Annotated in this window: 19 protein-coding genes; 8 read left to right on the top strand and 11 right to left on the bottom strand. The window is 70.7% G+C overall.

Going from position 1 to position 22122, the window contains the following annotated elements; genetic code table 11:
* The first annotated feature begins 120 nt into the window (after positions 1-120).
* The 3 genes from AB0C82_RS17585 (at position 121) to AB0C82_RS17575 (ending at position 3791) form a co-directional block, all read left to right on the top strand.
* Positions 121-1641, top strand: a complete 1521-nt coding sequence (locus tag AB0C82_RS17585) for an aldehyde dehydrogenase (NADP(+)) (protein ID WP_362842320.1) — start codon at positions 121-123, stop codon at positions 1639-1641.
* Positions 1642-1903: 262 nt separating this feature from the next.
* Positions 1904-2632, top strand: a complete 729-nt coding sequence (locus AB0C82_RS17580) for a DsbA family oxidoreductase (RefSeq protein WP_362842317.1) — start codon at positions 1904-1906, stop codon at positions 2630-2632.
* Between the two features lie 181 nt (positions 2633-2813).
* Positions 2814-3791, top strand: coding sequence for an aminotransferase class V-fold PLP-dependent enzyme (locus AB0C82_RS17575; RefSeq protein ID WP_362843145.1), 978 nt, complete (start codon positions 2814-2816; stop codon positions 3789-3791).
* A 6-nt stretch (positions 3792-3797) separates the two neighbouring features.
* Here the strand turns inward: AB0C82_RS17575 and AB0C82_RS17570 are convergent, their stop codons facing one another.
* Positions 3798-4307 (bottom strand): MarR family winged helix-turn-helix transcriptional regulator, encoded by a 510-nt coding sequence (locus AB0C82_RS17570; RefSeq protein WP_362842314.1) that lies wholly within the window; start codon positions 4305-4307, stop codon positions 3798-3800.
* A 168-nt stretch (positions 4308-4475) separates the two neighbouring features.
* Here AB0C82_RS17570 and AB0C82_RS17565 point away from each other — a divergent pair, with 168 nt between their 5' ends.
* A complete protein-coding gene (locus AB0C82_RS17565; RefSeq protein WP_362842311.1) occupies positions 4476-5543 on the top strand; it encodes an alkene reductase in 1068 nt (355 codons plus the stop codon).
* 54 nt (positions 5544-5597) lie between these two features.
* On the opposite strand, the gene AB0C82_RS17560 is transcribed toward AB0C82_RS17565, so the two are convergent.
* The 4 genes from AB0C82_RS17560 to AB0C82_RS17545 form a co-directional block, all read right to left on the bottom strand.
* Positions 5598-6575, bottom strand: a complete 978-nt coding sequence (locus AB0C82_RS17560) for a LacI family DNA-binding transcriptional regulator (RefSeq protein ID WP_362842309.1) — start codon at positions 6573-6575, stop codon at positions 5598-5600.
* Positions 6576-6740: 165 nt separating this feature from the next.
* Entirely contained in the window at positions 6741-7655 is a 915-nt protein-coding gene (locus AB0C82_RS17555; RefSeq protein WP_362842306.1) for a carbohydrate ABC transporter permease, read from the bottom strand.
* The gene (locus AB0C82_RS17550; RefSeq protein WP_362842303.1) at positions 7652-8578 is read right to left on the bottom strand and encodes a sugar ABC transporter permease; all 927 of its coding nucleotides are present in this window, start codon (positions 8576-8578) and stop codon (positions 7652-7654) included. Before AB0C82_RS17550 ends, AB0C82_RS17555 begins: the two co-directional genes overlap by 4 nt.
* Positions 8575-9885: an extracellular solute-binding protein gene (locus AB0C82_RS17545; protein ID WP_362842301.1), complete on the bottom strand. Its 1311-nt coding sequence runs from the start codon at positions 9883-9885 to the stop codon at positions 8575-8577. The genes AB0C82_RS17550 and AB0C82_RS17545 overlap by 4 nt, the downstream gene beginning before the upstream one ends.
* A 180-nt stretch (positions 9886-10065) precedes the next feature.
* Between AB0C82_RS17545 and AB0C82_RS17540 the strand changes: the two genes are divergently transcribed.
* A complete protein-coding gene (locus tag AB0C82_RS17540) occupies positions 10066-12111 on the top strand; it encodes a beta-galactosidase (RefSeq protein WP_362842299.1) in 2046 nt (681 codons plus the stop codon).
* Positions 12112-12167: 56 nt separating this feature from the next.
* A complete protein-coding gene (locus AB0C82_RS17535; protein ID WP_362842297.1) occupies positions 12168-13724 on the top strand; it encodes an arabinogalactan endo-1,4-beta-galactosidase in 1557 nt (518 codons plus the stop codon).
* A 5-nt stretch (positions 13725-13729) separates the two neighbouring features.
* Here AB0C82_RS17535 and AB0C82_RS17530 read toward each other — a convergent pair whose 3' ends face one another.
* From AB0C82_RS17530 to AB0C82_RS17505, 6 genes are all read right to left on the bottom strand, one after another.
* A complete protein-coding gene (locus AB0C82_RS17530; protein WP_362842294.1) occupies positions 13730-14740 on the bottom strand; it encodes a VOC family protein in 1011 nt (336 codons plus the stop codon).
* 84 nt (positions 14741-14824) lie between these two features.
* Positions 14825-15718 carry an ectoine hydroxylase gene (gene thpD, locus AB0C82_RS17525; RefSeq protein WP_362842292.1) on the bottom strand — a complete coding sequence of 298 codons (894 nt, stop codon included), beginning with the start codon at positions 15716-15718 and terminating at the stop codon, positions 14825-14827.
* Between the two features lie 3 nt (positions 15719-15721).
* On the bottom strand, positions 15722-16120 hold the full coding sequence (locus AB0C82_RS17520; RefSeq protein WP_362842289.1) for an ectoine synthase: 399 nt from the start codon (positions 16118-16120) through the stop codon (positions 15722-15724).
* A gap of 62 nt (positions 16121-16182) precedes the next feature.
* Positions 16183-17430: a diaminobutyrate--2-oxoglutarate transaminase gene (ectB, locus tag AB0C82_RS17515; protein WP_362843142.1), complete on the bottom strand. Its 1248-nt coding sequence runs from the start codon at positions 17428-17430 to the stop codon at positions 16183-16185.
* A 171-nt stretch (positions 17431-17601) separates the two neighbouring features.
* On the bottom strand, positions 17602-18132 hold the full coding sequence (ectA, locus tag AB0C82_RS17510) for a diaminobutyrate acetyltransferase (RefSeq protein ID WP_362842286.1): 531 nt from the start codon (positions 18130-18132) through the stop codon (positions 17602-17604).
* 316 nt (positions 18133-18448) lie between these two features.
* The gene (locus tag AB0C82_RS17505; RefSeq protein WP_362842284.1) at positions 18449-19555 is read right to left on the bottom strand and encodes an aminotransferase class V-fold PLP-dependent enzyme; all 1107 of its coding nucleotides are present in this window, start codon (positions 19553-19555) and stop codon (positions 18449-18451) included.
* A 105-nt stretch (positions 19556-19660) separates the two neighbouring features.
* Between AB0C82_RS17505 and AB0C82_RS17500 the strand changes: the two genes are divergently transcribed.
* Positions 19661-20761 carry an amidohydrolase family protein gene (locus AB0C82_RS17500; RefSeq protein ID WP_362842282.1) on the top strand — a complete coding sequence of 367 codons (1101 nt, stop codon included), beginning with the start codon at positions 19661-19663 and terminating at the stop codon, positions 20759-20761.
* 322 nt (positions 20762-21083) lie between these two features.
* On the top strand, positions 21084-22097 hold the full coding sequence (locus AB0C82_RS17495) for an SCO1860 family LAETG-anchored protein (RefSeq protein WP_362842279.1): 1014 nt from the start codon (positions 21084-21086) through the stop codon (positions 22095-22097).
* Positions 22098-22122: the final 25 nt, after the last annotated feature.

Here is a 22122-nt window from a genome sequence, read left to right as displayed (position 1 = left end):
GACTTCTTGCCAACACTGATCGCCCGGAAATAGAGTCCGCAACAAGTTCACGATCAGGAACTCTGTTCAGAATACCGAACAACTCCTGGTTGTGCGGTAGAGGAGCGGGAAGGAATCACGGTGGCAGCAGCACCAGTCTGGAGTGTCGACCCCCGAACCGGGAACCAGCGCGAGCAGGTTGCGGTGGAGGCTACAGCGGAGGAGGTCGACCGGACCGTCCGGGCTGCCCACGCCGTACGCGGTTCGCTCGCCGACCGCACGGTGCGCGCCGCGTTCCTGCGCACCGCGGCCGATCTGCTCGCGGAGGCGGGGGAGCACATCATCGAAGCCGCCGACGCCGAGACGGCGCTCGGCCCGGCCCGGCTCACCGGTGAACTCGCCCGCACGGCGGCGCAACTGAGGGCGTTCGCGGAGGTCGTGGACGAGGGCGCGTACCTCGACATCCACATCGACCACGAGGACGGGACGCGGACCCCGCCCTGGCCGGACCTGCGCCGCTACAAGATCCCGCTCGGCGTCGTCGCCGTCTACGCGGCCAGCAACTTCCCGCTCGCCTTCTCCGTCCCCGGCGGCGACACGGCCAGCGCGCTCGCCGCGGGCTGCCCCGTCGTCATCAAGGCGCACCCCGACCACCCCGCCACATCCGAACTCTGCGCGTCCGTCCTGCGCCGGGCAGCCGTGCGGAACGGCCTGCCCGAGGACGTGGTGAACCTGGTGCACGGCTTCGACGCGGGCGTCGACCTGATCAAGCACCCCCTCGTCTCGGCCGCCGGCTTCACCGGCTCGATCCGCGGTGGACGCGCCCTGTTCGACGCGGCGGCGGCCCGGCCCACCCCGATCCCGTTCCACGGCGAGCTCGGCTCGCTGAACCCCGTGGTCGTCACCGAAGCCGCCGCCGCGGAGCGCGGCGAGCAGATCGGGGCCGGGCTCGCGGGCTCGATGACCATGGGCGCCGGCCAGTTCTGCACGAAGCCCGGCTTCGTCCTCCTGCCGGCCGGCGGGTCCGGCGACCAGCTGCTGAAGTCCCTGACCGACGCGGTCAGCGACAGCGGGTCGGCGGTCATGCTCGACCGGCGCATGCGCGACGCCTTCGTCGCGGGCGTACGGGAACGGTCCGAACTCCCGGACGTGACGACCCCCGTCACCCCGGGCGCGGGCGGCGAGCACACGGTGGCCCCGGGCTTCCTGACCGTACCGGCGCAGCGGCTCACCGGGGACGGCCCGCACGACGCGCTCCTGGAGGAGTGCTTCGGCCCGGTCACCGTCGTCGCACGCTACGAGACCGAGGACGAGATCACCGCGGTCCTCTCCCGGCTCCCGGGCAACCTCACCGCCACGCTCCAGACGGCCACCGACGAGACGGACGAGGGCGCCGCACGGCTCCTCGCCGCGCTCACCCCGCTGGCCGGCCGCGTCCTGGTCAACGGCTGGTCGACCGGCGTGGCCGTCGCCCCCGCCCAGCACCACGGCGGCCCGTACCCGGCGACCACGTCGACGTCCACCTCGGTCGGCGCCACGGCGATCGAGCGGTGGCTCCGCCCGGTCACGTACCAGACGACCCCGGACGCCCTGCTGCCCCCGGAGCTCCGCGAGTCCAACCCGCTGGGCCTGCCCCGCCGGGTGGACGGGCACCTCGCGTAGGCCCCTAACCCGCACCGGCCCGGTATACGGCCCCATCCCCGGTCGGGGGGTGGGGCCGCTTCACTCCCACTCCCCGGCCGGTTCGGCGTCGCGCCCCGCCGCCCCTCCGGCGGACGAGCGAGGCACTCTCCCGCCGGGGAATCAGCCAGAGCCGTTGAATGTTGAACGGGGGTAGCGGAGGGTGCCTCCGTGGTGCGCGTCCGCGGGTGCACATCCGTGGGTGCCGATTCATGGTGCCGAGATCCTGGAGAGAAGAAGAGTCATGCGCGTCGAGATCTGGAGCGACATCGCCTGCCCCTGGTGCTACATCGGGAAGGCCCGTTTCGAGAAGGGCCTGGCCGAGTTCGCGCACCGCGACGAGGTCGAGGTGGTGCACCGTTCCTTCGAGCTCGACCCGGGGCGGGCCAAGGGCGACACCGCGCAGGTGATCGACATGCTGGCGCAGAAGTACGGGCGTACCCGTGAGCAGGCGCGGGCCATGGAGGCCAACGTCGCGGGGAACGCGCAGGCCGAGGGGCTGGCGTACCGGACCGAGGGGCGCGATCACGGCAGCACCTTCGACATCCACCGGCTGCTCCACCTGGCCAAGGCGCGCGGCCGTCAGGACGAGCTGCTGGATCTTGCCTACCGGGCGAACTTCGCCGAGGAGCGTTCGGTCTTCGACGACGGCGTCCTCGTGGAGCTCGGCGTCGAGGCGGGGCTCGACCGGGACGAGGTCCTCGCGGTGCTCGCCGACCCCGGCGCGTACGCGGACGACGTCCGGGCCGACGAGCGCGAGGCGGCCGAGCTGGGTGCCAACGGGGTGCCGTTCTTCGTGCTCGACCGGCGGTACGGGATCTCGGGCGGGCAGCCCTCCGAGGTGTTCCTCAAGGCGCTCGAGCAGGCGTGGAAGGACCGCCCCGTCACCGCGCTCACGACGCTCGGCGACGAGGCGGCCGCATGTGACGCGGACGGTTCCTGCGAGGTTCCGCAGCCCGGAGTCTCCGCCTGAGCAGCCCGGTCACCGGCGTTATGCATAAGCACTCCTTGGGTCTGCCCCTCAACTCCTTGCAATTGACTATGGGTTGAGGGGCGCCCAGGCTGGGCGTATGTAGACGACGACGCTCAGCCAAGCGGCAGCTGCCGAGTTCGCACCGGAGACCACCTACCTCAACACGTCCACGTGCGGGCTTCTGCCCCGCCGCACGGTGGAGGCCGTGAGGGCCCTGGCCGACCAGAGCGCCGCGGGCACGTTCGGCGGGGCCGGCAGCTTCGACACGGTGGACGCGGCCCGGGCCGGGTTCGCCGGGCTCGCGGGGGTCGGCCCCGACCGGGTCGCCACCGGCGGGTCGGTCACCGTCCACGTGGGGCTGGTCGCGGCCTCGCTGAAGCCGGGGACCGAAGTCCTGGCCCCTGAGGGCGAGTTCAGTTCCGTGGTGAGTCCGTTCGCACTCCGTGGGGATCTGCGGATGCGGTACGTCCCCCTGGACGAACTCGCCGCCGCGGTGCGGCCCGAGACGGGTCTCGTCGCCTTCTCCGCCGTCCAGTCCGCCGACGGCCGCGTCGCCGACCTCGACGCCGTCCGGGCGGCCGCCGCCGCGCACGGCGCCCGGACGCTTCTCGACGCCTCCCAGTCGGCGGGCTGGTTCCCGCTCGACGCCGGGGCCTACGACTACACCGTCACCGGCGGATTCAAGTACCTGCTCTGCCCGCGGGGCGCGTCCTTCCTCACCGTGACCGAGGAAGCGCAGGCGACCCTGCCGCCGCTCTTCGCCGGCTGGGTCTCCGCCGAGGACCGGTGGAACAGCACGTACGGCCCGGTCGAGCGGCTCGCCTCCACCGCCCGTGCCTTCGACGAACCGCCCGCGTTCCTCGCGTACCACGGGGCGGAGCGGTCCCTCGCGCTTCTGGCGGAGATCGGTGTCGACGCCCTGTACGCCCACGCCACCGGACTCGCCGCCCGCTTCCGCGGCGGCCTCGCGTCGCTCGGCCACGAACCGGTGCCCGGTACGTCGGCGATCGTCGCTGTGCCCGGACTCGGCCCGCGCACCCCGGACTTGGCGAAGGACGGGATCATGGTCTCGGACCGCGCCGGGAATCTGCGGGTCTCCTTCCACCTCTACAACACGGAGGCGGACGTGGACCGGGCACTGGACGCCCTGGGCGGCTGAGTCCGCTCAGAGCCTCTCGGGGCAGTTGGCCGTCTCCTGGCAGAGGTTCTCCTCGACCTTGCCGAGCAGCCGGGCCAGCTCCGCGCGCTCCGCGGGGTCCAGCCCCACGAGCGTGTGCTCCTCCAGGCTCGCCCACGCCGCCTGGACGTCCGACAGCAGGCCGCAGCTGCCGCCCGTGGCCTCGACCAGGACCGCCCTGCGGTCGTCCGGGTCGGGGCGGCGGCTGACGTACCCCGTCTGCTCCAGGCGCTGGAGCATCTTCGTGACCGTCGACGGGTCCAGGTCCATGGCCCTGATCAGGTCCGACTGACGTACGGCCCCGGAGTCCCACAGGTGCATCATCAGGTGCTCCTGGCCCGGGTAGAGGCCGAGCCCCTTGAGCAGCTTGCCCGCCGCGATCCGGTGCAGCCGTGCCACCCGCGAGAGGGCATGGCTCACCGGGCCGCCCCGGGCGGCCACGGGCAGCAGGCTCTCCGTACAGGCGGGGTCTGCGGCGGCTGTGGAATCGGCCTTCATCGGGACTCCTCGGGGTGATGCTCGCGGTGGGGGCCGACCGGTCCACGTCGTTCCCGGCTCCCTGCCGGAAACTTTACCTTGGTCGGCCAAGCATTGCGCTACAGTGACGGTGGAGCGATTACTTGGCCGACCCAATATTGGTCGGCCACATATTCCTGGGAGCTTTTCATGACCACCGTGTTCGACCCCATCGACCTCGCCGGTACGCAGCTCGCCAACCGGATCGCCATGGCCCCGATGACCCGCAGCCGGGCCGGCGAGGGTGGCACGGCCACCGACCTCGTCGCCGAGTACTACACGCAGCGCGCCTCGGCCGGACTGATCATCACCGAGGGGGTCCAGCCCTCCGTCGTGGGTCAGGGCTACCCCGCCACCCCCGGTCTGCACAGCGCCGAGCAGGTCGCCTCCTGGCGCAAGGTCACCGACTCCGTGCACGCGGCGGGCGGCCGGATCTTCGCCCAGCTCATGCACACCGGCCGGATCGGCCACCCGGTGCTGCTGCCCGACGGGCTGGTGCCTGTGGGACCGTCCCCGGTCGCCGCTCCCGGCCAGGTCTACACCCAGGAGGGCCCGAAGGACTTCGTGGTGCCCCACGAGCTGACCGACGCCGAGGTGCGTGCCACGATCGCCGACTTCGTCACCGCCGCGCGCAACGCGGTGGAGGCCGGCTTCGACGGCGTCGAGCTGCACGGGGCCAACGGCTATCTCATCCACCAGTTCCTCGCCCCCAACACCAACCTGCGCGAGGACGCCTGGGGCGGTTCCGAAGAGGCGCGCATCCGCTTCGCCGTCGAGGTGGTCAAGGCCGTCGCCGCCGAGATCGGCGCGGAGCGGACCGCGCTGCGCATCTCGCCCTCCAACCCGTACAACGGCATCGAGGAGCCCGCGCCGGACGCCGTCTACACCGCGCTGGTCCGTGAGATCGAGCCGCTCGGGCTCGCGTACCTGCACGTGCTGGAGGGTGTGGAGATCCGTGAACTGACGCTCGCGCTGCGCAAGCAGTTCACCGGCACCTTCGTCATCAACGCGCTGACCGAGGGCCCCACCGGTCCCGGGGACCACACGGTGATCGACGACGGGATCGCGGACATCATCTCCTACGGTGCCCTGTTCCTCGCCAACCCGGACCTGCCGGCCCGGCTGAAGGCCGGCGGCCCCTTCAACACCCCCGACGCCGCCACCTTCTTCGGCGGAGACGCGAAGGGCTACACCGACTACGCGCCGCTCGACGCGTAACCGGTGCAGCCCCTGTAGCGCCAGGCCCGTCGGCGCCCGCCGCGTGTACGGCGGCTACGCCGATTCGCGCCGCACCAGTTCCGTGGGGAGTATCACCGCCGACGGATCCTCCCCACCGATCTGGGCCAGCAGCACCCGTACCATCTCCGAGCTGATCCGGTCCCACGGCTGCCGGATCGTCGTCAGGGCCGGGCGGGAGGCGAGCGCGGCGGGGGAGTCGTCGAAGCCGCCGACGGCGACGTCCTCCGGCACGCGCCGTCCCGCCTTCTCCATCGCGGCGAGCACCCCCTGAGCCATCAGGTCCGACGCCACGAACACCGCGTCCACGTCGGGGGCGCGCTCCAGGAGCAGCGCGGCGGCGGCCTGGCCGCCGGCCCGGCTGTAGTCGCCCGGGACGATCAGCGAGTCGTCGGCCGGCAGCCCGCAGTCGGCGATCATCTCCCGGTAGCCCGCGAGCCGCTCCACTCCGCCCGGGGTGTCCAGGGGGCCGCACACCGTACCGATGCGGCGGCGCCCCGACTCGTACAGGAACCGCACCATGTCGCGCGCCCCGTCGCGGTCGGCCGCCGCCACGTAGCTGACCTTCGAGCCGTGCCCGAGCGGCTTCCCGCAGGCCACCAGCGGTACCCCCGCCTCGTGCAACTGGGCGGAGACCGGGTCCCCCGAGTGGCTGGAGACCAGCAGGACGCCGTCCACGTGACCGGCGATGTACCGCATGTTCCTGCGGCGCTCCGCCTCCGTGCCCGCGATCATCAGCAGCAGCGGGATGTCGTGCGCGGCCAGCGCGGTGGTGCACCCGCGCAGCAGCACGTTGAAATTCGGGTCCTCGAAGAACCGCTCCTGGGGCTCGGTCAGCAGGAACGCCACCGAGTCCGACCGGCCGGTGATCAGCGAGCGGGCATGGCGGTTCACGGTGTACCCGGTCTTGCGGATCGCGGCGTTGACCGCCTCCAGCGCGGAGGGGCTGACGTTGTGCCCACCGTTGAGCACCCGGGAGACCGTGCCCCGCGAGAGGCCGGCCTCACGTGCCACGTCATGGATCGTCGGCGGCCGGCGCCGCCCCGTGCCGGACTGTCCGTACGGTCCGTACTGCGAGGCGGACTGTGCGGACTGCCCCGGGCTACCGGAGTGACCGGGCTGTTCTGAGCGGCTCATGGTGCATGATCTTTCATCAAGTGAAGCCCTGGTGAGGAGCTGTCAGGACTTTACGGCGCCGGAGAGCAGATCGAGGCTCCAGAAGCGCTGGATGACCAGGAACAGAGCGACGAGCGGGATGATCGCCAGCAGTGCGCCCGTGATCACCAGCGTATAGAGCGCCGGGGTGTTCGACCCCTGCTGGAGCAGCGTGAACAGACCCAGTGTCACCGGGAACTTCTCGTCGTCGCCGAGCATGATGTACGGCAGCAGGAAGTTGTTCCACACCGCGACGAACTGGAACAGGAAGACGGTCACCAGGCCCGGCAGCATCATCGGCAGCGCGATGGTCCGGAAGATCCGCCATTCGCTGCCGCCGTCCATGCGCCCGGCCTCGATCACGTCGGCCGGCACCGCGGCGCTCGCGTAGATGCGGGCGAGGTAGACGCCGTACGGCGAGAGGATGACCGGCAGCAGGACCGAGAGGTAGGAGTCGGTCATGTCGGCCTTCGCCATCAGCAGGTACTGCGGCACGGCGAGGATCACCGGAGGCATCAGCACCCCGGCCATCAGGATGTTGAAGACGCTCTCGCGCCCGCGGAAGCGGTACACGGCCAGGGCGTAGCCCGTGATCGCGGACACGGCCGTGGACAGCAGGGCGCCGAGTCCGGCGTAGAAGGCCGAGTTGGCCATCCACTTCCAGTACACGCCGTCCCGGTACGCCGACAGATCGGCGACGTTGTCGGCGAGGCCGGTGCCCGGCAGGAAGGTGAAGGTGGAGAAGAGCTCGCTGCCGGACTTCGTGGAGGCCACGAGGATCCAGGCGACGGGCAGCAGGCAGTAGACGGCTCCGATCAGCAGTACGGCGGTCGGGACGAGGGCGGGACGGCGCCGGGCCGGCGGACCCTGGGGGGTGCCGGGGGTGGTTCCGGCGGCGGGCGCCGCCTTGCGCAGGCGCGGGGTGGCCAGGTCACTCATCGGGAATCTCCCTGCTTCGTACGGGAGTTGGCCGCCCTGAGGAAGCCGAAGGACAGGGCCAGGGTGGCGGAGGCGATGATGACGGCCTGCGCCGCGGCCGCGTAGATGTCGTTGTTGACGAAGGCGTCCTGGTAGACCTTCATCAGCGGACTCCACGTGGTGGAGAGGGAGTTGGTCAGCGGCTTCAGGGTCGTCGGTTCGCTGAACACCTGGAGCGTGGCGATGATCGAGAAGAAGAAGGTCAGCACCAGCGAGGGCGCCACCATCGGAATCTTGATCCGGAGCGCGATCTGCAGCTGCGAGCAGCCGTCCAGCCGCGCCGCCTCGAACACCTCGGCAGGGATCGCCCGCAGCGAGGTGTAGATCACGATCATGTTGAAGCCGGTGCCGCCCCAGACCGCGATGTTGGCGAGGGCGAAGTACAGGGGCCCGCCGTCCAGGAGATCGGGCTGCGGCAGTCCCGCCCTGTCCAGCAGGTAGTAGAACGGGCTGACGTCCGGCAGGTACAGGAAGCCCCACATCAGCGCGGCGACGACGCCCGGAATCGCGTACGGGAGGAAGATCGCCAGCCGGGTGAAGCCGCGCAGCCGGACCTTGTCGGTGTCCAGGAGCAGGGCGAACAGCAGGGCGAGGCCGAGCATCACGGGGACGACGATCACGCCGTACCCGAGGATGCGCAGCGCTCCGTGCAGCAGCTCCGAGTCGGTGAGCGCGTCGGTGTAGTTGGCGAGGCCCGCCCAGATCTCGGTGCGCGCGCCCTTGCCCAGACCGAGGCCCGAGACCTCGGTCCTGCGGAAGCTGAGGTAGAGCGCGTAGCCGATGGGCAGGGCGAAGAAGAGCAGGAAGAGCAGGGTGGCGGGGATCAGGAACGCGTACGGGGCGCTCTTGACCCCGTACGGCGTCCTGCGGCGTGCGCGTGTCACTCGGAGACTCCGAAGCCCTGCTTCTTGAGGTCGGCGACGGTGGCGTCCTGCATCGCGGTCAGGGCGGGGCCGAAGCCGGACTTGTTCTTCGCGGCCTGCGCGAAGTTGTCCTTGAAGGCGGTGTACGCGACGTTCACGTTCGGGCCCCAGGCGGCGGGGGCGGTGCCCTTGGCGATCTCGGCGGCCGTGGCGTAGAAGTCCGGCTGGTTGGAGAAGAAGACGGGGGCCTGGGTGAGCGCTCCGCCGGTCTGCGCGGCCGTGGCGGCCGGGTAGATGCCGCTCTCCTTCACCAGGGCGGTGAGCGCGGTGGCGTCCGTGTTCAGCCACTTCGCGAAGGTCGCGGCGGCTTCCTTGTGCTCGGAGTCGTTGGTGACGGCGGTGGAGGAGCCGCCCCAGCTGCCCGTGACGTTCTCGCCGGTCTTCCACTGGGGGAGCGGCGCCATGGCCCACTTGCCCCGGGTGTCGGGGGCCGCCGTGGTCAGGGTGCCGGGTGCCCAGACCGCGCTGACCCAGGCGACCTGCTTACCGGTGTTGAGCGCCTTGTTCCAGGCCGGGGTGTACATCGGCTGGTTGTCGATGGCGCCCTCCTTGACCAGGCCGCCCCAGAAGTCGGCGACCTTCCGGGTGGCCGGGTCGTCGATCGCGACCTTCCACTTGTCGTCGCCGGTGGTCCACCACGTGGCGCCCGCCTGCTGGGCGAGGCCGGCGAAGAGACCGGAGTCGTTGGACGAGAACGTGGTGAGGTCCTTCTCCGGCGCCTTCTCCTTCAGCGCGCGGGCCGTCTCGGCGAACTCGTCCCAGGTGGTGGGGACGGTCAGGCCGTACTGCTTGAACAGGTCCTGGCGGTAGTAGAACATCAGCGGGCCCGAGTCCTGGGGCATCGCGTACAGGGCGTCCGAGCCCAGTGTCGCCTGCTGCCAGACACCAGCGGCGAACTCGTCCTCGGCGTCGCCGGCCTCCTTGGATATGTCGGCCAGGACGTCGTTGGAGACGAGCGTGGGGAGCGCCTGGTACTCGGCCTGGACCAGGTCGGGCGCCTTGTGCGCCTTGGCCGCGGTGATGATCTTGGTGACCAGGTCGTCGCCCGATGCCTGCTTCTTCACCGTGACGGTGATGCCGGACTTCTTGCCCTCGCCCGCGTTCCACAGGTCCGCGACCTTGTCCAGACCGGGCGCCCAGGCCCAGTAGGTGAGCTCGACCGGGCCCGAGGAGCTGGGGCCGTCACCGTCCGGCGAGCCGCAGCCCGAGAGCAGGGCGGTGGCGGCGAGCACGGTGGCCGTGGATGCCGCGGCGATGCGGTACTTCATGGATTTCTCCCCTGGCGAGAAAGCGGGCTGCAGCGACGACGTGCGCTGTGAGCGTTCACAGTAGAGAAACCAAACCGACACTTGTCAATGGTTGTTGCTGTGCGGTTATGTTGGCTCTACGCCACCGAGAGTGTGTGTGCACGTTCCCAGAAGTTGTACCAAAGAGCCCAGGAGACACCCATGCCGCACCCCGCCAGCGCGAGCGCCCCGCTCGGCCTGCACAAGCTGGCCTTCGGCGGTGACTACAACCCCGAGCAGTGGCCCGAGGAGGTCTGGCAGGAGGACGTGCGCCTGATGCGGGAGGCCGGCGTGACGATGGTCAGCGTCGGGATCTTCTCCTGGGCCCTCCTGGAGCCCGAACCGGGCGTCCACGACTTCGGCTGGCTCGACCGGCTCCTGGACCTGCTGCACGCCAACGGTGTCCGCGTCGACCTCGGCACCCCCACCGTCGTGCCGCCCGCCTGGTTCTACCGCGCCCACCCCGACGCGCTGCCGGTCAGCCGCGACGGCGTGCGGTACGCCTTCGGCTCGCGCGGCGCGATCTGCCACAGCTCACCCGCCTACCGCGCGGCGGCGGCGAACATCACCGAGCAGCTCGCCCTCCGGTACGCCGGCCACCCCGCCCTCGCGATGTGGCACGTCCACAACGAGTACGGTGTGCCGGTCAGCGCCTGCTACTGCGACCGGTGCGCGGCCCACTTCCGCCTATGGCTCGCCGAACGGCACGGCTCGGTCGAAGCCGTGAACGAGGCCTGGGGCACCGCCTTCTGGGGGCAGCGCTACCGCTCCCTCGACGAGATCGACCCGCCCCGCACGACCCCGACCGTCGGCAACCCGGCCCAGCAGCTGGACTACGCCCGCTTCGCCGACGCCACCATGCGCGAGAACTTCTGCGCCGAGCGCGACATCATCCACCGCCTCGCCCCCGGCGCCCCCGTCACCACCAACTTCATGACCGCGCTCAGCCAGTGCGACTCCGTCGACTACTGGGCCTGGGGCCGCGAGGTCGACCTCGTCAGCAACGACCACTACCTGATCACCGACGGCCGCCGCACCCACGTGAACCTCGCCATGGCCGCCGACCTCACCCGCTCGGTGGCGGGCGGCGCCCCCTGGCTGCTGCTGGAACACTCGACCAGCGGGGTCAACTGGCAGCCCCGCAACCCGGCCAAGCGCCCCGGCGAGATGGCCCGCAACAGCCTCGCCCACGTCGCCCGGGGCTCCGAAGGCGCGATGTTCTTCCAGTGGCGCCAGTCCCGCAGGGGCGCGGAGAAGTTCCACTCGGCGATGGTTCCGCACGCCGGAACGGACTCGCGGATCTGGCGCGAGGTCACCGCGCTCGGCGCGGACCTCGGCCTGCTGGAAGACATCCGCGGCACCCGGACCGTCGCGGACGCCGCGATGCTGTGGGACTGGCAGTCCTGGTGGGCGCAGTCCCTGGAGTGGCGCCCCAGCGACGAGCACGACGCCCGCGAGCGCGCCGACGCGTTCTACGCCTCGCTCTACGACCGGCACCTGACCGTCGACTTCGCCCACCCCGAGGCCGACCTCTCCGGCTACCCGCTGATCGTCGTCCCGGCTCTCTACCTCGCCACCGAGGAGACCGGCCGCAATCTGCGCCGTTACGTCGAAGGCGGCGGCACCCTCGTCGTCTCGTACTTCTCCGGCATCGTCGACACCAACGACGCCGTGCACCCCGGGCCGTACCCGGGTGTCCTGCGGGACGTCCTCGGCCTCCACATCGAGGAGTTCTCCCCGCTCGGCGAGGGCGGCACGGTCCGGCTCATCACCCCCGAGGGCGCGCCCGAGGGTCCCGAACTGACCGGTGACCTCTGGTCGGACGTCGTGATCCCGCGCGGCGCGGAGACCGTCTGGTCGTACGCCGACGGCATCCCCGCCGGCCGCCCCGCCGTCACCCGCAACCGCCTGGGCGAGGGAACCGCCTGGTACGTCTCCACCCGGCTGACCGGCCCCGCTCTGGACGCCGTCCTCGACCGGGCCTGCGCGGACGCCGGGATCGTGCCCCGCACCGGCCTGCCCCACGACGTCGAGGTCGTACGCCGCACCGGCGAGAGCGGGACGTACCTCTTCGTGATCAACCACACCGAGGGCGACACCGAAGTGCCGCTCGACGCCCCCGGCACCGAACTCCTCACCGGAGAGCCCGCCAAGGACCACCTCGCCGTTCCGGCGGGCGCGGTCCGAGTCGTACGGCTCGACGGCTGAGGCGAACCACCCGCACCACACACCCGCACCGCACAACTGTCGAAGGGACATCGACGATGTACGGAACGTCGCACGGAAAGCTCAGAGCCGCGGCAGCGGCAGCCCTCGGGGGGCTGCTGTTCGCCGCACTCCCCGCCACGACCGCCCACGCGGCCACCACCCCGGCCAACCCGGGCTTCGAGTCCGGAGCCACCGGCTGGGCCACCTACTCGGCGGGCGGCCAGAACGCCGCCTCCTTCACCGAGGCGGGCGGCCACAGCGGCAGCACCCGGCTCAGCCACTGGTCCTCGTCGGCCTACAAGGTGGAGACCTACCAGTACCTCTCCGGCCTCAACGCCGGCACGTACACCCTCAGCGCCTGGGTCCGCTCCAGCGGCGGGCAGAACTCCGCGTACCTCGCACTGCGCAACTGCGGCAGCGCCGAGCAGCGAACCGACCTGCCGCCCACCGCCGACGGCGCCTGGATCCGCCTGGTCACCTCCGTCAAGGTGACCGGCGGGGCCTGCACCCTCAGTCTCAACTCCGACGCGCACGCGGGGGAGTGGGCCAACTTCGACGACATCACCTTCACCCAGGGGACCACCGGTCTCGCCGTGAGGGGCGGAGACCTCTCCACCCTCCCCAAGAACGAGGCGAAGGGCGCGGTGTACCGCGACGCGAGCGGTGCGGCCGGCAACGCCATGGGCATCCTGAAGAACTCCGGGATGAACTACGTACGCCTCAAGGTGTGGGTGAACCCCGCCGACGGCTACAACGACAAGGCCCACGTCCTGGCCATGGCCAAGCGCGCCAAGGCACTCGGCATGAAGGTCCTCGTCGACTTCCACTACTCCGACGCCTGGGCCGACCCGGGCAAGCAGATCAAGCCCGCCGCCTGGGCCGGCCACAGCTACACCCAGCTGAGGACGGACGTCTACAACCACACGTACGACGTGCTGAACGCCCTCAAGGCACAGGGCACCACCGCCGACATGGTGCAGATAGGCAACGAGACCAACGCCGGGATGCTCTGGCCCGAGGGCTCCACCGACAACTGGCCCCAGCTGGCCGGTCTGCTCACCTCCGGGGCCCACGCCGCCAAGGCCGTCTCCCCGGGTACGAAGGTGGCCCTGCACCTCGCCAAGGGCGGCGACAACGCGGGCACCCGCTGGTGGTTCGACAACGCGGTGTCGCGCGGCGTGCCGTTCGACGTCGTCGCGCTCTCCTACTACGGGTACTGGCACGGCTCCCTGGCCGAGCTCCAGACCAACCTGGACGACGCCGCCGCACGGTACGGGAAGCCCGTTCTCGTCGCGGAGACCGCCTACGCCCACACGCTCGCCGACGACGACGGCCTGGAGAACAACGTGGCCACGGCCGACCAGCTCGTGGCCGGCTACCCGGCGACCCCGGCCGGCCAGGCCGCCAACCTCCGGGACGTCATGAACGTCGTCGAGGCCGTGCCGAACGGCCGCGGTCTGGGCGCCGTCTACTGGGAGCCCTCCTGGACCGCCGTCACCGGCAGCGGCTGGGACCCGGCGGACCCGTCATCGGGCAACGCGTGGGAGAACCAGGCGGTGTTCGACTACAACGGGAAGCTGCTCCCGGCAGCGAGCTGGTTCTCCCACCGGTAGCGGACTCAGCCGAGCGGCGCGCCGTGCCACTTCCACGAGGTGACACGGTCACCGCCCGGCAGCTCGGCGCGGCCGGTGGACCGGAGCAGGACGGTCCACCGGTCCTCGTCGGCAGGGGCGTCGGGGAAGAGCCTGGCCAGTACCCGGTCGCAGAGGTCGCGGGGCGGGGACCAGGTGATGCCGAGACCCTCGGCGATGTCGTGCGTGTGCACCAGCGTCTCCACGATGCCCATCGCGCCGAAGCCCTCCGCGTCTGAGACGCCGTACACGTGGTACGAGCGGACCTCCGGAGCGGTCGTACGGACCATGGCGGCCAGGAGTGCGCCGCTCGCCTCCAGCGTCTGGAGCAGGCCGGCGGTGCCCGCTTCCGGGTCCGGGAGGACCGCGTTCCAGGGGCCGCCCTCGCGCACGGGGGCCCAGCGGTAGGGCACCTCGCTCTCCACCGAGGGCTTGCGCGGAGCGAGCTGGACGGCGTACGCGAAGAGGTCGTCGCTCAGATGTTCCGCGGTCTCCCAGCAGTCCCAGTCCAACGAGCCCGCCGGGGTGCGCCAGTCGGCGGCACCGGCTGTCGCGAGGGTGTCGACCGCGAGCCGCACCGCGAGGGTGACGTCGTCCGCGGTGACCGGGAGCCGGCTCCCGGTCAGCCTGGCCCGTTCGGCGGCGCCGCACTCCACGCAGAACTCGTTGCCCTCCGGATCGGCCAGGGTCGCCCAGCCACGCCCGTCAGGCCTGCGGTGATCGGCGGACATCGTGGCGCCGAGCGCCAGGAGCCGCTCCACCTCCTCGTCCCGGGTGCGGTCGTCGGGCTGGATGTCGAGGTGGATACGGTTCTTGGTGCTCTTCGGTTCGGGCACGGCGATGAACAGCAGGGCGGCGCCCGGCGCCTCGACCAGGGCCTCGGGATCACCGGGCTCGTCCGCGTCGGACACTTCGGCGCCCAGCACCCCGGCCCAGAACTTCGCGAGTCCGTAGGCGTCGGCGCAGTCGATCGTGATGTGGTGTACATGAGAACTCATGTGCGCCACTGTCGCGTCATCTGACCTTCCCGGTCCAGTGAGTTCGGGCGGGGCACCCGCCCCCGCCCGAACCGCGCCGGTATGTCACTTCACCGCGGTGAAGTCCCGGGCCCCGATGAACTCCGGGCGGCGGACCGGAGCCGAGAAGGGCTCCTGCGCCGCGTTCTCCACGCTGTTGAAGACGATGAAGACGTTGCTGCGCGGGTACGGGGTGATGTTGTCCCCCGAACCGTGCATACAGTTGCAGTCGAACCAGGTCGCCGAACCGGCCGCGCCCGTGAAGAGCTTGATGCCGTGGCGGTCGGCCATCTTCGTCAGCGCCTCCTCGGACGGGGTGCCGGCGTCCTGCATCTGAAGGGACTTCTTGTAGTTGTCCCTCGGCGTCTCGCCCGCGCAGCCGAGGAACGACTTGTGCGAGCCGGGCATGATCATCAGCCCGCCGTTGGTGTCGTGGTTCTCGGTCAGCGCGATCGAGACGGACACGGTCCGCATGTTCGGCAGACCGTCCTCGGCGTGCCAGGTCTCGAAGTCCGAGTGCCAGTAGAAGCCCGAGGCGCCGAAGCCGGGCTTCACGTTGATCCGCGACTGGTGGACGTACACGTCCGAGCCGAGGATCTGGCGGGCCCGGCCCACCACCCGCTCGTCGCTGACCAGCCCGGCGAAGATCTCGCTGAGCCGGTGGACCTCGAACACGGAACGGACCTTCTGCGACTTCGGCTCGACGATGGAACGCTCGTCGGCCCGCACCGCCGGATCGGCGATCAGCCGGTTCAGCTCGGCGTGGTAGACGGCGACCTCGTCCGGCGTGATCAGCTGGTCGACGGTGAGGAAGCCGTCCCGCTCGAACCCCTGGAGGTCCTTCACGGCGACCGGCCCTGGTGCGCCGGGCGCGGACCAGATGACCGGGTCCTGGCGGGGAGTGGTCATCTCGGCGGCGCCGCGCGACGGGTACAGGTCTGCGCGTACATCAGTGGTCATGGTTCAGGCCTCCTCGGTCAGCAGTGGGTAGACACCGTTCTCGTCGTGGTCCTCCCGTCCGGTGACGGGAGGGTTGAAGACGCAGACGCAGCGGAAGTCCGTCCTGGGCCGCAGCGTGTGGTGCTCGTGCCCGTCCAGCAGGTACATCGTGCCGGGGGAGATCCAGTGCTTCTCGCCGGTCTCGTCGTCGGTGAGCTCGGCCTCGCCCTCGGTGCACAGCACGGCCTCGATGTGGTTCGCGTACCACATCGACGTCTCCGTGCCCGCGTACAGCACGGTCTCGTGGAGCGAGAAGCCCACCTTCTCCTTGGCGAGCACGATGCGCTTGCTCTCCCAGGTGCCGGAGGCGGCCTTCACATGCCGGTCGGTGTTCTCGATGTCACTGAACGATCGGACGATCACGGTGGGTGGTGCCTTTCTCTCTGCGGTGGTGCTTCTTCGGGCCCGGCCCGGTTCTCTCCGGGTCAGGCGGTCTCACGGACGCAGCGGGCCAGTGTGCGCAGGCCCTCGTCCAGCTCTTCGGGAGTGATGGTCAGCGGCGGCAGCAGCTTCACGACCTCGCTCTGGGGGCCCGAGGTCTCCAGCAGGAGTCCCAGCTCGAAGGCGCGGGCGCAGACGGCGCTCGCCCGGGTCGGGTCGGAGAACTCCAGGCCCCAGACCAGACCGCGGCCACGGAACTGCCCGCCCGATGCGGGGTTCTCGTCGCAGATCGCCAGCAGCGCCTGTTCGACCTGCTCGCCGCGTGCCAGGGTCTGCTTCTCCATCTGGCCGTCGGCCCAGTAGGCGTCGAGAGTGGCGGCGGCGGTGACGAAGGCCGGGTTGTTGCCGCGGAAGGTGCCGTTGTGCTCGCCCGGCTCCCAGATGTCCAGCTCCGGCTTGAACAGGCAGAGGGACATCGGCATCCCGTACCCGCTGATCGACTTGGAGAGGGTCACGATGTCCGGCGTGATCCCGGCCTCCTCGAAGGAGAAGAAGCCGCCGGTGCGGCCGCAGCCCATCTGGATGTCGTCGACGATCAGGAGCATGTCCTGGCGGTGGCACAGGTCCTGGAGGGCGCGCAGCCACTCGGCGCGGGCCACGTTGATGCCGCCCTCGCCCTGGACGGTCTCCACGATTACGGCGGCGGGCTTGTTGAGCCCGGAGCCCTGGTCCTCCAGGAGCCGCTCGAACCAGAGGAAGTCCGGCACCTGGCCGTCGAAGTAGTTGTCGAACGGCATCGGCGTGCCGTGGACCAGCGGGATGCCGGCGCCCGCCCGCTTGAACGCGTTGCCGGTGACGGCGAGCGAGCCGAGCGACATGCCGTGGAAGGCGTTGGTGAACGAGACGACGGACTCGCGGCCCTTGACCTTACGGGCCAGTTTCAGCGCCGACTCGACGGCGTTGGTGCCGGTCGGGCCGGGGAACATGACCTTGTACGGCAGGTTGCGCGGACGCAGGATCACGTTCTGGAAGGTCTCCAGGAAGGCGCGCTTGGCCGTGGTTGCCATGTCCAGGCCGTGGGTGATGCCGTCACGCTCGATGTAGTCGATCAGCGCGCGTTTCAGCACCGGGTTGTTGTGGCCGTAGTTGAGTGAGCCGGCCCCGGCGAAGAAGTCGAGGTAGGAGTGGCCGTCCTCGTCCGTGAGCCGGGCGCCCTGGGCACGGTCGAAGACCGCCGGCCAGCCGCGGCAGTAGCTCCGTACCTCGGATTCCAGGGTCTCGAAGACACTCATGTCGGGGGGAGTCAGGCCGTAGGCCTGCCCGTTGGCGGTGGCGGGAGACAGGTCGGCGGGCGGGGTGATGGTCACAGCGGATCTCCTGCGGGTGAGGGGGGGTGTGACGGGCTGCGCTCGGCGGTGCGCAGGTGGTTCGTACGGCACGGTGCCCGGGAGCGGGGGGAGCTCTCAGGCGTGGAACGGGCCGATGCGGTACAGCACTTCCGGCAGATGTGTTCCCTCGGGGAACAGATCGCCGTCGAAGAGGACCTCCTGCTCCACGCCCACGTCGTGACGCAGCGCGTACGAGGTGAACAGCCGGTCGGACGCCGTGTTGTCCGGGGTGATGGTGGTCTCGACCGCGACCAGTCCCTGGTCGGCGGTGACCCGTGTGGTCAGCGCGTCCAGCAGGGTGGCGGCCAGTCCCTTCCCCCGGTGCGCCTCGTCGACGGCCACCTGCCAGACGACGAGCGTCTGCGGGCGGTCGGGGCGGAGGTATCCCGTCACGAAGGCGATCGCGTCGCCGTTCTCGTCGCGGGCGACCACGGAGGTCGCCGCGAAGTCACGGCACCACAGCAGGTAGCTGTACGAGGAGTTGAGGTCCAGGACCTCGGAGTCGCGGGCTATGCGCCAGATCGCGGCTCCGTCCTCCACTCGCGGGGTGTCGATTCTCAGGAATTCGCTTCGGGCACTTGCAAAGTCTGCTGGTGCGGCGGTCATGCGAATTGAATTTACCCAGCAAAAATCAAAATTGCATCGAGGAGAGGGGTTGGGTGAGCGCGGCTCTCGTGTTATCACGCGGGCGCGTGCCTTCGCGCGAATCGGCGGTGAATTCGCCCCCTTTGACCAGAATTTATCCGACATAACGCCTGCGGTGTGGAGTCGGTCACAGGCGCGTGACCCGTCGGAGACATGCCTGGATCACGAAGATCACTCGTGATGGAACTCTGGCGTTTAGGGTGAGGGAAAGCGGGCAGAAGAATGCGGGAAGCTACTCTCGATAAAGCAGCTCCCCGCATTTGTGAATTCTTTTGATTTATTCGTTCGGCCAGGTTTCCGACACGGCCTTGCGGGCAGCTTCGACATCGACCTGCCTGCCCTGGTCGGCCAGCGCCGACCCCAGAGCCGCGAGCGAGGACAGCACCACGCCCCGCGTCGCGTCCACCCCGTAGTGATTGACCCGGATCATCTCCTTGGACAGCGCCCCGCCCCCCGCGACGAGCGGCAGCGACGGGTCGGCCGCGCGTGCCCGCGCGACCAGCGAGGCGGCGTCGACGCCCGCCGGGGTGCGCAGCGTCGTGGCGACCGGAGCGGCGTCGCGGGCGTCCTCGACATACGGCTCCAGGCCCCCGCCGAGCGCCAGCGCTCCCGCCCGGGTGGCCGCCGCGGCCGAGGCGTGGCGGGCCGTCACCGCGTCCAGGCCCTCGCTCTCGATCCGCTCCACACAGGCTTCCAGCGCCAGCATCTCCAGCTGCGCGGGCGCGTGCAGCAGGGTGGAACGGCCGCCGTCGATCCAGCGCTCCTTCCAGTCCAGGAGCGAGAGGTAGGACCGCCGCGGGGCCTGCGGGTTCGCGGCGATGCGCTCCCAGGCGCGCTCGCTCACCGACACCGCCGACACCCCGGCGGGGCCGCCCATCGCCTTCTGCGCGCCGATCACGCAGAGGTCGACCCCCCATTCGTCGGGCAGCAGCGGTTCGGCGCCCACCGAGGCGACTGCGTCCAGCATGAACAGAGCCCCGTGCGCCCGGACCACCTCACCGATCGCGGCGACCGGGTTGGTGTTGCCGGTCGCGGCCTCGGCGTGGACCAGCGACACGAAGTCGATCTCCGGGTGCGAGGTCAGCGCCGCCGCGACCTGGTCCGCCGTCACCGCCGTGTGGAAGGGAACCGCGAGGTCGACGACCTCGGCCCCGCAGTCCCGCAGCCAGTTCCCGAAGGTCTGCCCGTAGGGCCCCGTGACGATGTTCAGCGCGGTCGAGCCGGGCCGGGCGCCGCCCCGGATGCAGCCTTCGAGGGGCAGCAGCGCCTCGCCCTGCATGATCACGACGTCCGCACGCGTGGCGAGGAGGCCGGCCACCCGCCGCTCGACGGCCGCGAAGTGGGCGGCGGTGAGCGGGGCGAGGTCGAGGAAGGGGTGCGTCACGGTGGTGCTCTCTCCGGTACGGGTCAGGGGTTCGGCGCGCGGTCGGCCGACCGCGTACGAACAGTGCTTGGTCGAGGGTACCGAGGGCCTCGTACAGTGCCGCGTATGAGCGATCACGAAGAACCGCGGGTGCTGCGGGTGAAGGGGCGGGTGCTCGTCGGCCCGGACGAGGTCCGGGAGGAACTGTGGGCCGTCGACGGGCGGATCTCCTACGAGCGCCCACCCGGCGCGGACGACGCGGTGACCGTCACCGGCTGGGCGCTGCCGGGTCTGGTGGACGCGCACTGCCATGTCGGCCTGGACCGCCACGGCCCCGTCGACGAGGCGACCAGCGAGAAGCAGGCACTCGCCGACCGGGAGGCCGGCACGCTGCTCATCAGGGACGCCGGTTCACCCTCCGACACCCGGTGGATCGACGACCGCGAGGACCTGCCGAAGATCATCAGGGCCGGCCGCCACATCGCCAGGACCCGCAGGTACATCCGGAACTACGCCCATGAGATCGAGCCCGGCGACCTCGTCGCGTACGTCGCGCGGGAGGCGCGCCGCGGCGACGGCTGGGTGAAGCTCGTGGGGGACTGGATCGACCGGGACGCCGGGGACCTGACGGCGTGCTGGCCGCGCGAAGAGGTCGAGGCGGCCATCGCGGAGGCGCACCGGCTCGGGGCCCGGGTCACCGCCCACTGCTTCGCCGAGGCGGCTCTGCGGGATCTCGTGGAAGCCGGGATCGACTGCATCGAGCACGCGACGGGTCTGACCGAGGACACCATCCCGCTCTTCGCCGAGCGGGGCGTGGCGATCGTCCCGACGCTGGTCAACATCGCCACGTTCCCGGACCTGGCGGCGGGCGGAGAGGCGAAGTTCCCCCGGTGGTCGGCCCATATGCGCCGGCTGCACGAGCGCCGCTACGACACGGTGCGCGCCGCCTACGACGCCGGCATCCCGGTCTTCGTCGGCACCGACGCGGGCGGCTCACTGGCCCACGGCCTGGTCGCGGAGGAGGTCGCCGAACTGGTCAAGGCGGGGATCCCGCCCCTCGAAGCCCTCTCGGCGACGGCCTGGGGCGCGCGGCGGTGGCTCGGCCGCCCGGTCCTGGAGGAGGGCGCCCCGGCCGACCTCGTGGTCTACGACGAGGATCCGAGGGCGGACGTACGGGTGCTCGCGGCGCCCCGCAGGATCGTCCTCGACGGGCGCGTGACCGGCTGACCCGATGATCGGGCCGGGTGCGGCGCCCTGTTGACGGCCGGTGACCGGGGCGGGCTTGTTTCGTTGAAGCACCTCTGCGCACACCCCGTTTCGTCAACTCCCGCGCCTCCAGGCGCCGTGAAACGGGTGACTCCAGGGAACGCACGTGCCGGAAGAATCGAATACGCACACGGAAACCCCCCTTTGGGGTGAACTCACGCCAGGTATCCGCCAGTTCACCCTCTGTGCGTAAGGATTCACGGAGTCGAGGTCACCGGCGCCCGCGATGTCCCCCATTGGGCGGCGCCGGTGGCTCCATGTCTCTTGTGGGGGTTCCACCATCTTGAACAGCAACACCTTCCGCCTCGCCGCCCTGGCGGCCGCCGCCCCTGTCGCGCTGCTCGTCGCCGTTCCCGCGCACGCCGCACCCGCGACCCCGGCCACCGGCGACGGAAAGGCGAGCGCGGTCGTCCTGCGTACCGCGCTCGATGTCTCACTCGTCAACAAGACGGTCAACGTCCCGCTGAAGGCCACGCTCAACGAGGTGCAGGCTCCCGCGAGCGCCGAGAAGACCGCGCTCAGCGTCCGGCTCGACGGCGTGGACGGGGGAAACCCCTTCAGCCTCCTGAAGGCCGATGTCGCCACGGCGAAGGCGACCGTCGACGGGCACAGGGCCGAGGGCCGCTCCAACCTCGCCAACGCCACCGTCCATGTGCCGGGACTCCCGCTGCTCTCTCTCATCGAGGTCGAGAAGGTCACCTCCAGCGCCGTCTGCGAGGTGGGCAGGAAGCCGGTCGCGGAGTCGAACGTGCTGGGCCACGTCTCGGTCCTCGGCAAGAAGGTCACGCTCACCGCGGGCGGGACCACCAGCGTGCAGGTGCCGCAGGTCGGTGAGGTGACCCTCGACCTGTCGAAGACGTCGACCACCTCGCGTACCGCGGCGGCCGTCGCGCTGCAGCTCAAGGTGTCGGTGAACCCGCTCGAGCTCAACGTCGCAGAGGTGTACGGAGAGGTGACGCTGGCCGAGGCGACCTGCGAGACGCCGAAGGCCCCGGAGAAGCCGGGAGGCACCGACGGAGGCACCTCGGGCGGCTCCACGGGCGGAAGCACCGGCGGTTCGAGCGGCGGCTCCACCGACGGGGCGACCGGTGGATCGTCCGGTGGTTCCTCCGGTGGTTCGTCCGGCGGTGAGGTGAAGCCGCAGACCGGCTCCGATCCCGCCCCGGCCGCCGAGGAGCCGAACCTCGCGGCGACCGGAGGCAGTTCCACGACCCCGTACATCGCCGGCGGTGCGGCCCTCCTGCTGGCCGTCGGCGCCGCGGCCACCGTGGTGGCCCGTAGGCGCGCCCAGGGCTGACAAGGGGTCCCGCCGGGCGGTCCGG

The sequence above is a fragment of the Streptomyces sp. NPDC048560 genome (assembly GCF_040650955.1).
Classification (GTDB): Bacteria; Actinomycetota; Actinomycetes; order Streptomycetales; family Streptomycetaceae; genus Streptomyces.
The sequence above is the reverse complement of the archived record's forward strand: the minus strand, read 5'-3'. Positions and strand labels throughout refer to the sequence as shown.

What these genes read in the sequence shown, in the direction of transcription:
- AB0C82_RS17580 (WP_362842317.1), top strand. Translation starts at nt 1,904, where the DNA reads ATGCGCGTCGAGATCTGGAGCGACATCGCCTGCCCCTGGTGCTACATC.
- AB0C82_RS17570 (WP_362842314.1), bottom strand. Translation starts at nt 4,307, where the DNA reads ATGAAGGCCGATTCCACAGCCGCCGCAGACCCCGCCTGTACGGAGAGC.
- AB0C82_RS17565 (WP_362842311.1), top strand. Translation starts at nt 4,476, where the DNA reads ATGACCACCGTGTTCGACCCCATCGACCTCGCCGGTACGCAGCTCGCC.
- AB0C82_RS17555 (WP_362842306.1), bottom strand. Translation starts at nt 7,655, where the DNA reads ATGAGTGACCTGGCCACCCCGCGCCTGCGCAAGGCGGCGCCCGCCGCC.
- AB0C82_RS17545 (WP_362842301.1), bottom strand. Translation starts at nt 9,885, where the DNA reads ATGAAGTACCGCATCGCCGCGGCATCCACGGCCACCGTGCTCGCCGCC.
- AB0C82_RS17540 (WP_362842299.1), top strand. Translation starts at nt 10,066, where the DNA reads ATGCCGCACCCCGCCAGCGCGAGCGCCCCGCTCGGCCTGCACAAGCTG.
- AB0C82_RS17535 (WP_362842297.1), top strand. Translation starts at nt 12,168, where the DNA reads ATGTACGGAACGTCGCACGGAAAGCTCAGAGCCGCGGCAGCGGCAGCC.
- AB0C82_RS17530 (WP_362842294.1), bottom strand. Translation starts at nt 14,740, where the DNA reads ATGAGTTCTCATGTACACCACATCACGATCGACTGCGCCGACGCCTAC.
- thpD (WP_362842292.1), bottom strand. Translation starts at nt 15,718, where the DNA reads ATGACCACTGATGTACGCGCAGACCTGTACCCGTCGCGCGGCGCCGCC.
- ectB (WP_362843142.1), bottom strand. Translation starts at nt 17,430, where the DNA reads ATGAGTGTCTTCGAGACCCTGGAATCCGAGGTACGGAGCTACTGCCGC.
- ectA (WP_362842286.1), bottom strand. Translation starts at nt 18,132, where the DNA reads ATGACCGCCGCACCAGCAGACTTTGCAAGTGCCCGAAGCGAATTCCTG.
- AB0C82_RS17500 (WP_362842282.1), top strand. Translation starts at nt 19,661, where the DNA reads ATGAGCGATCACGAAGAACCGCGGGTGCTGCGGGTGAAGGGGCGGGTG.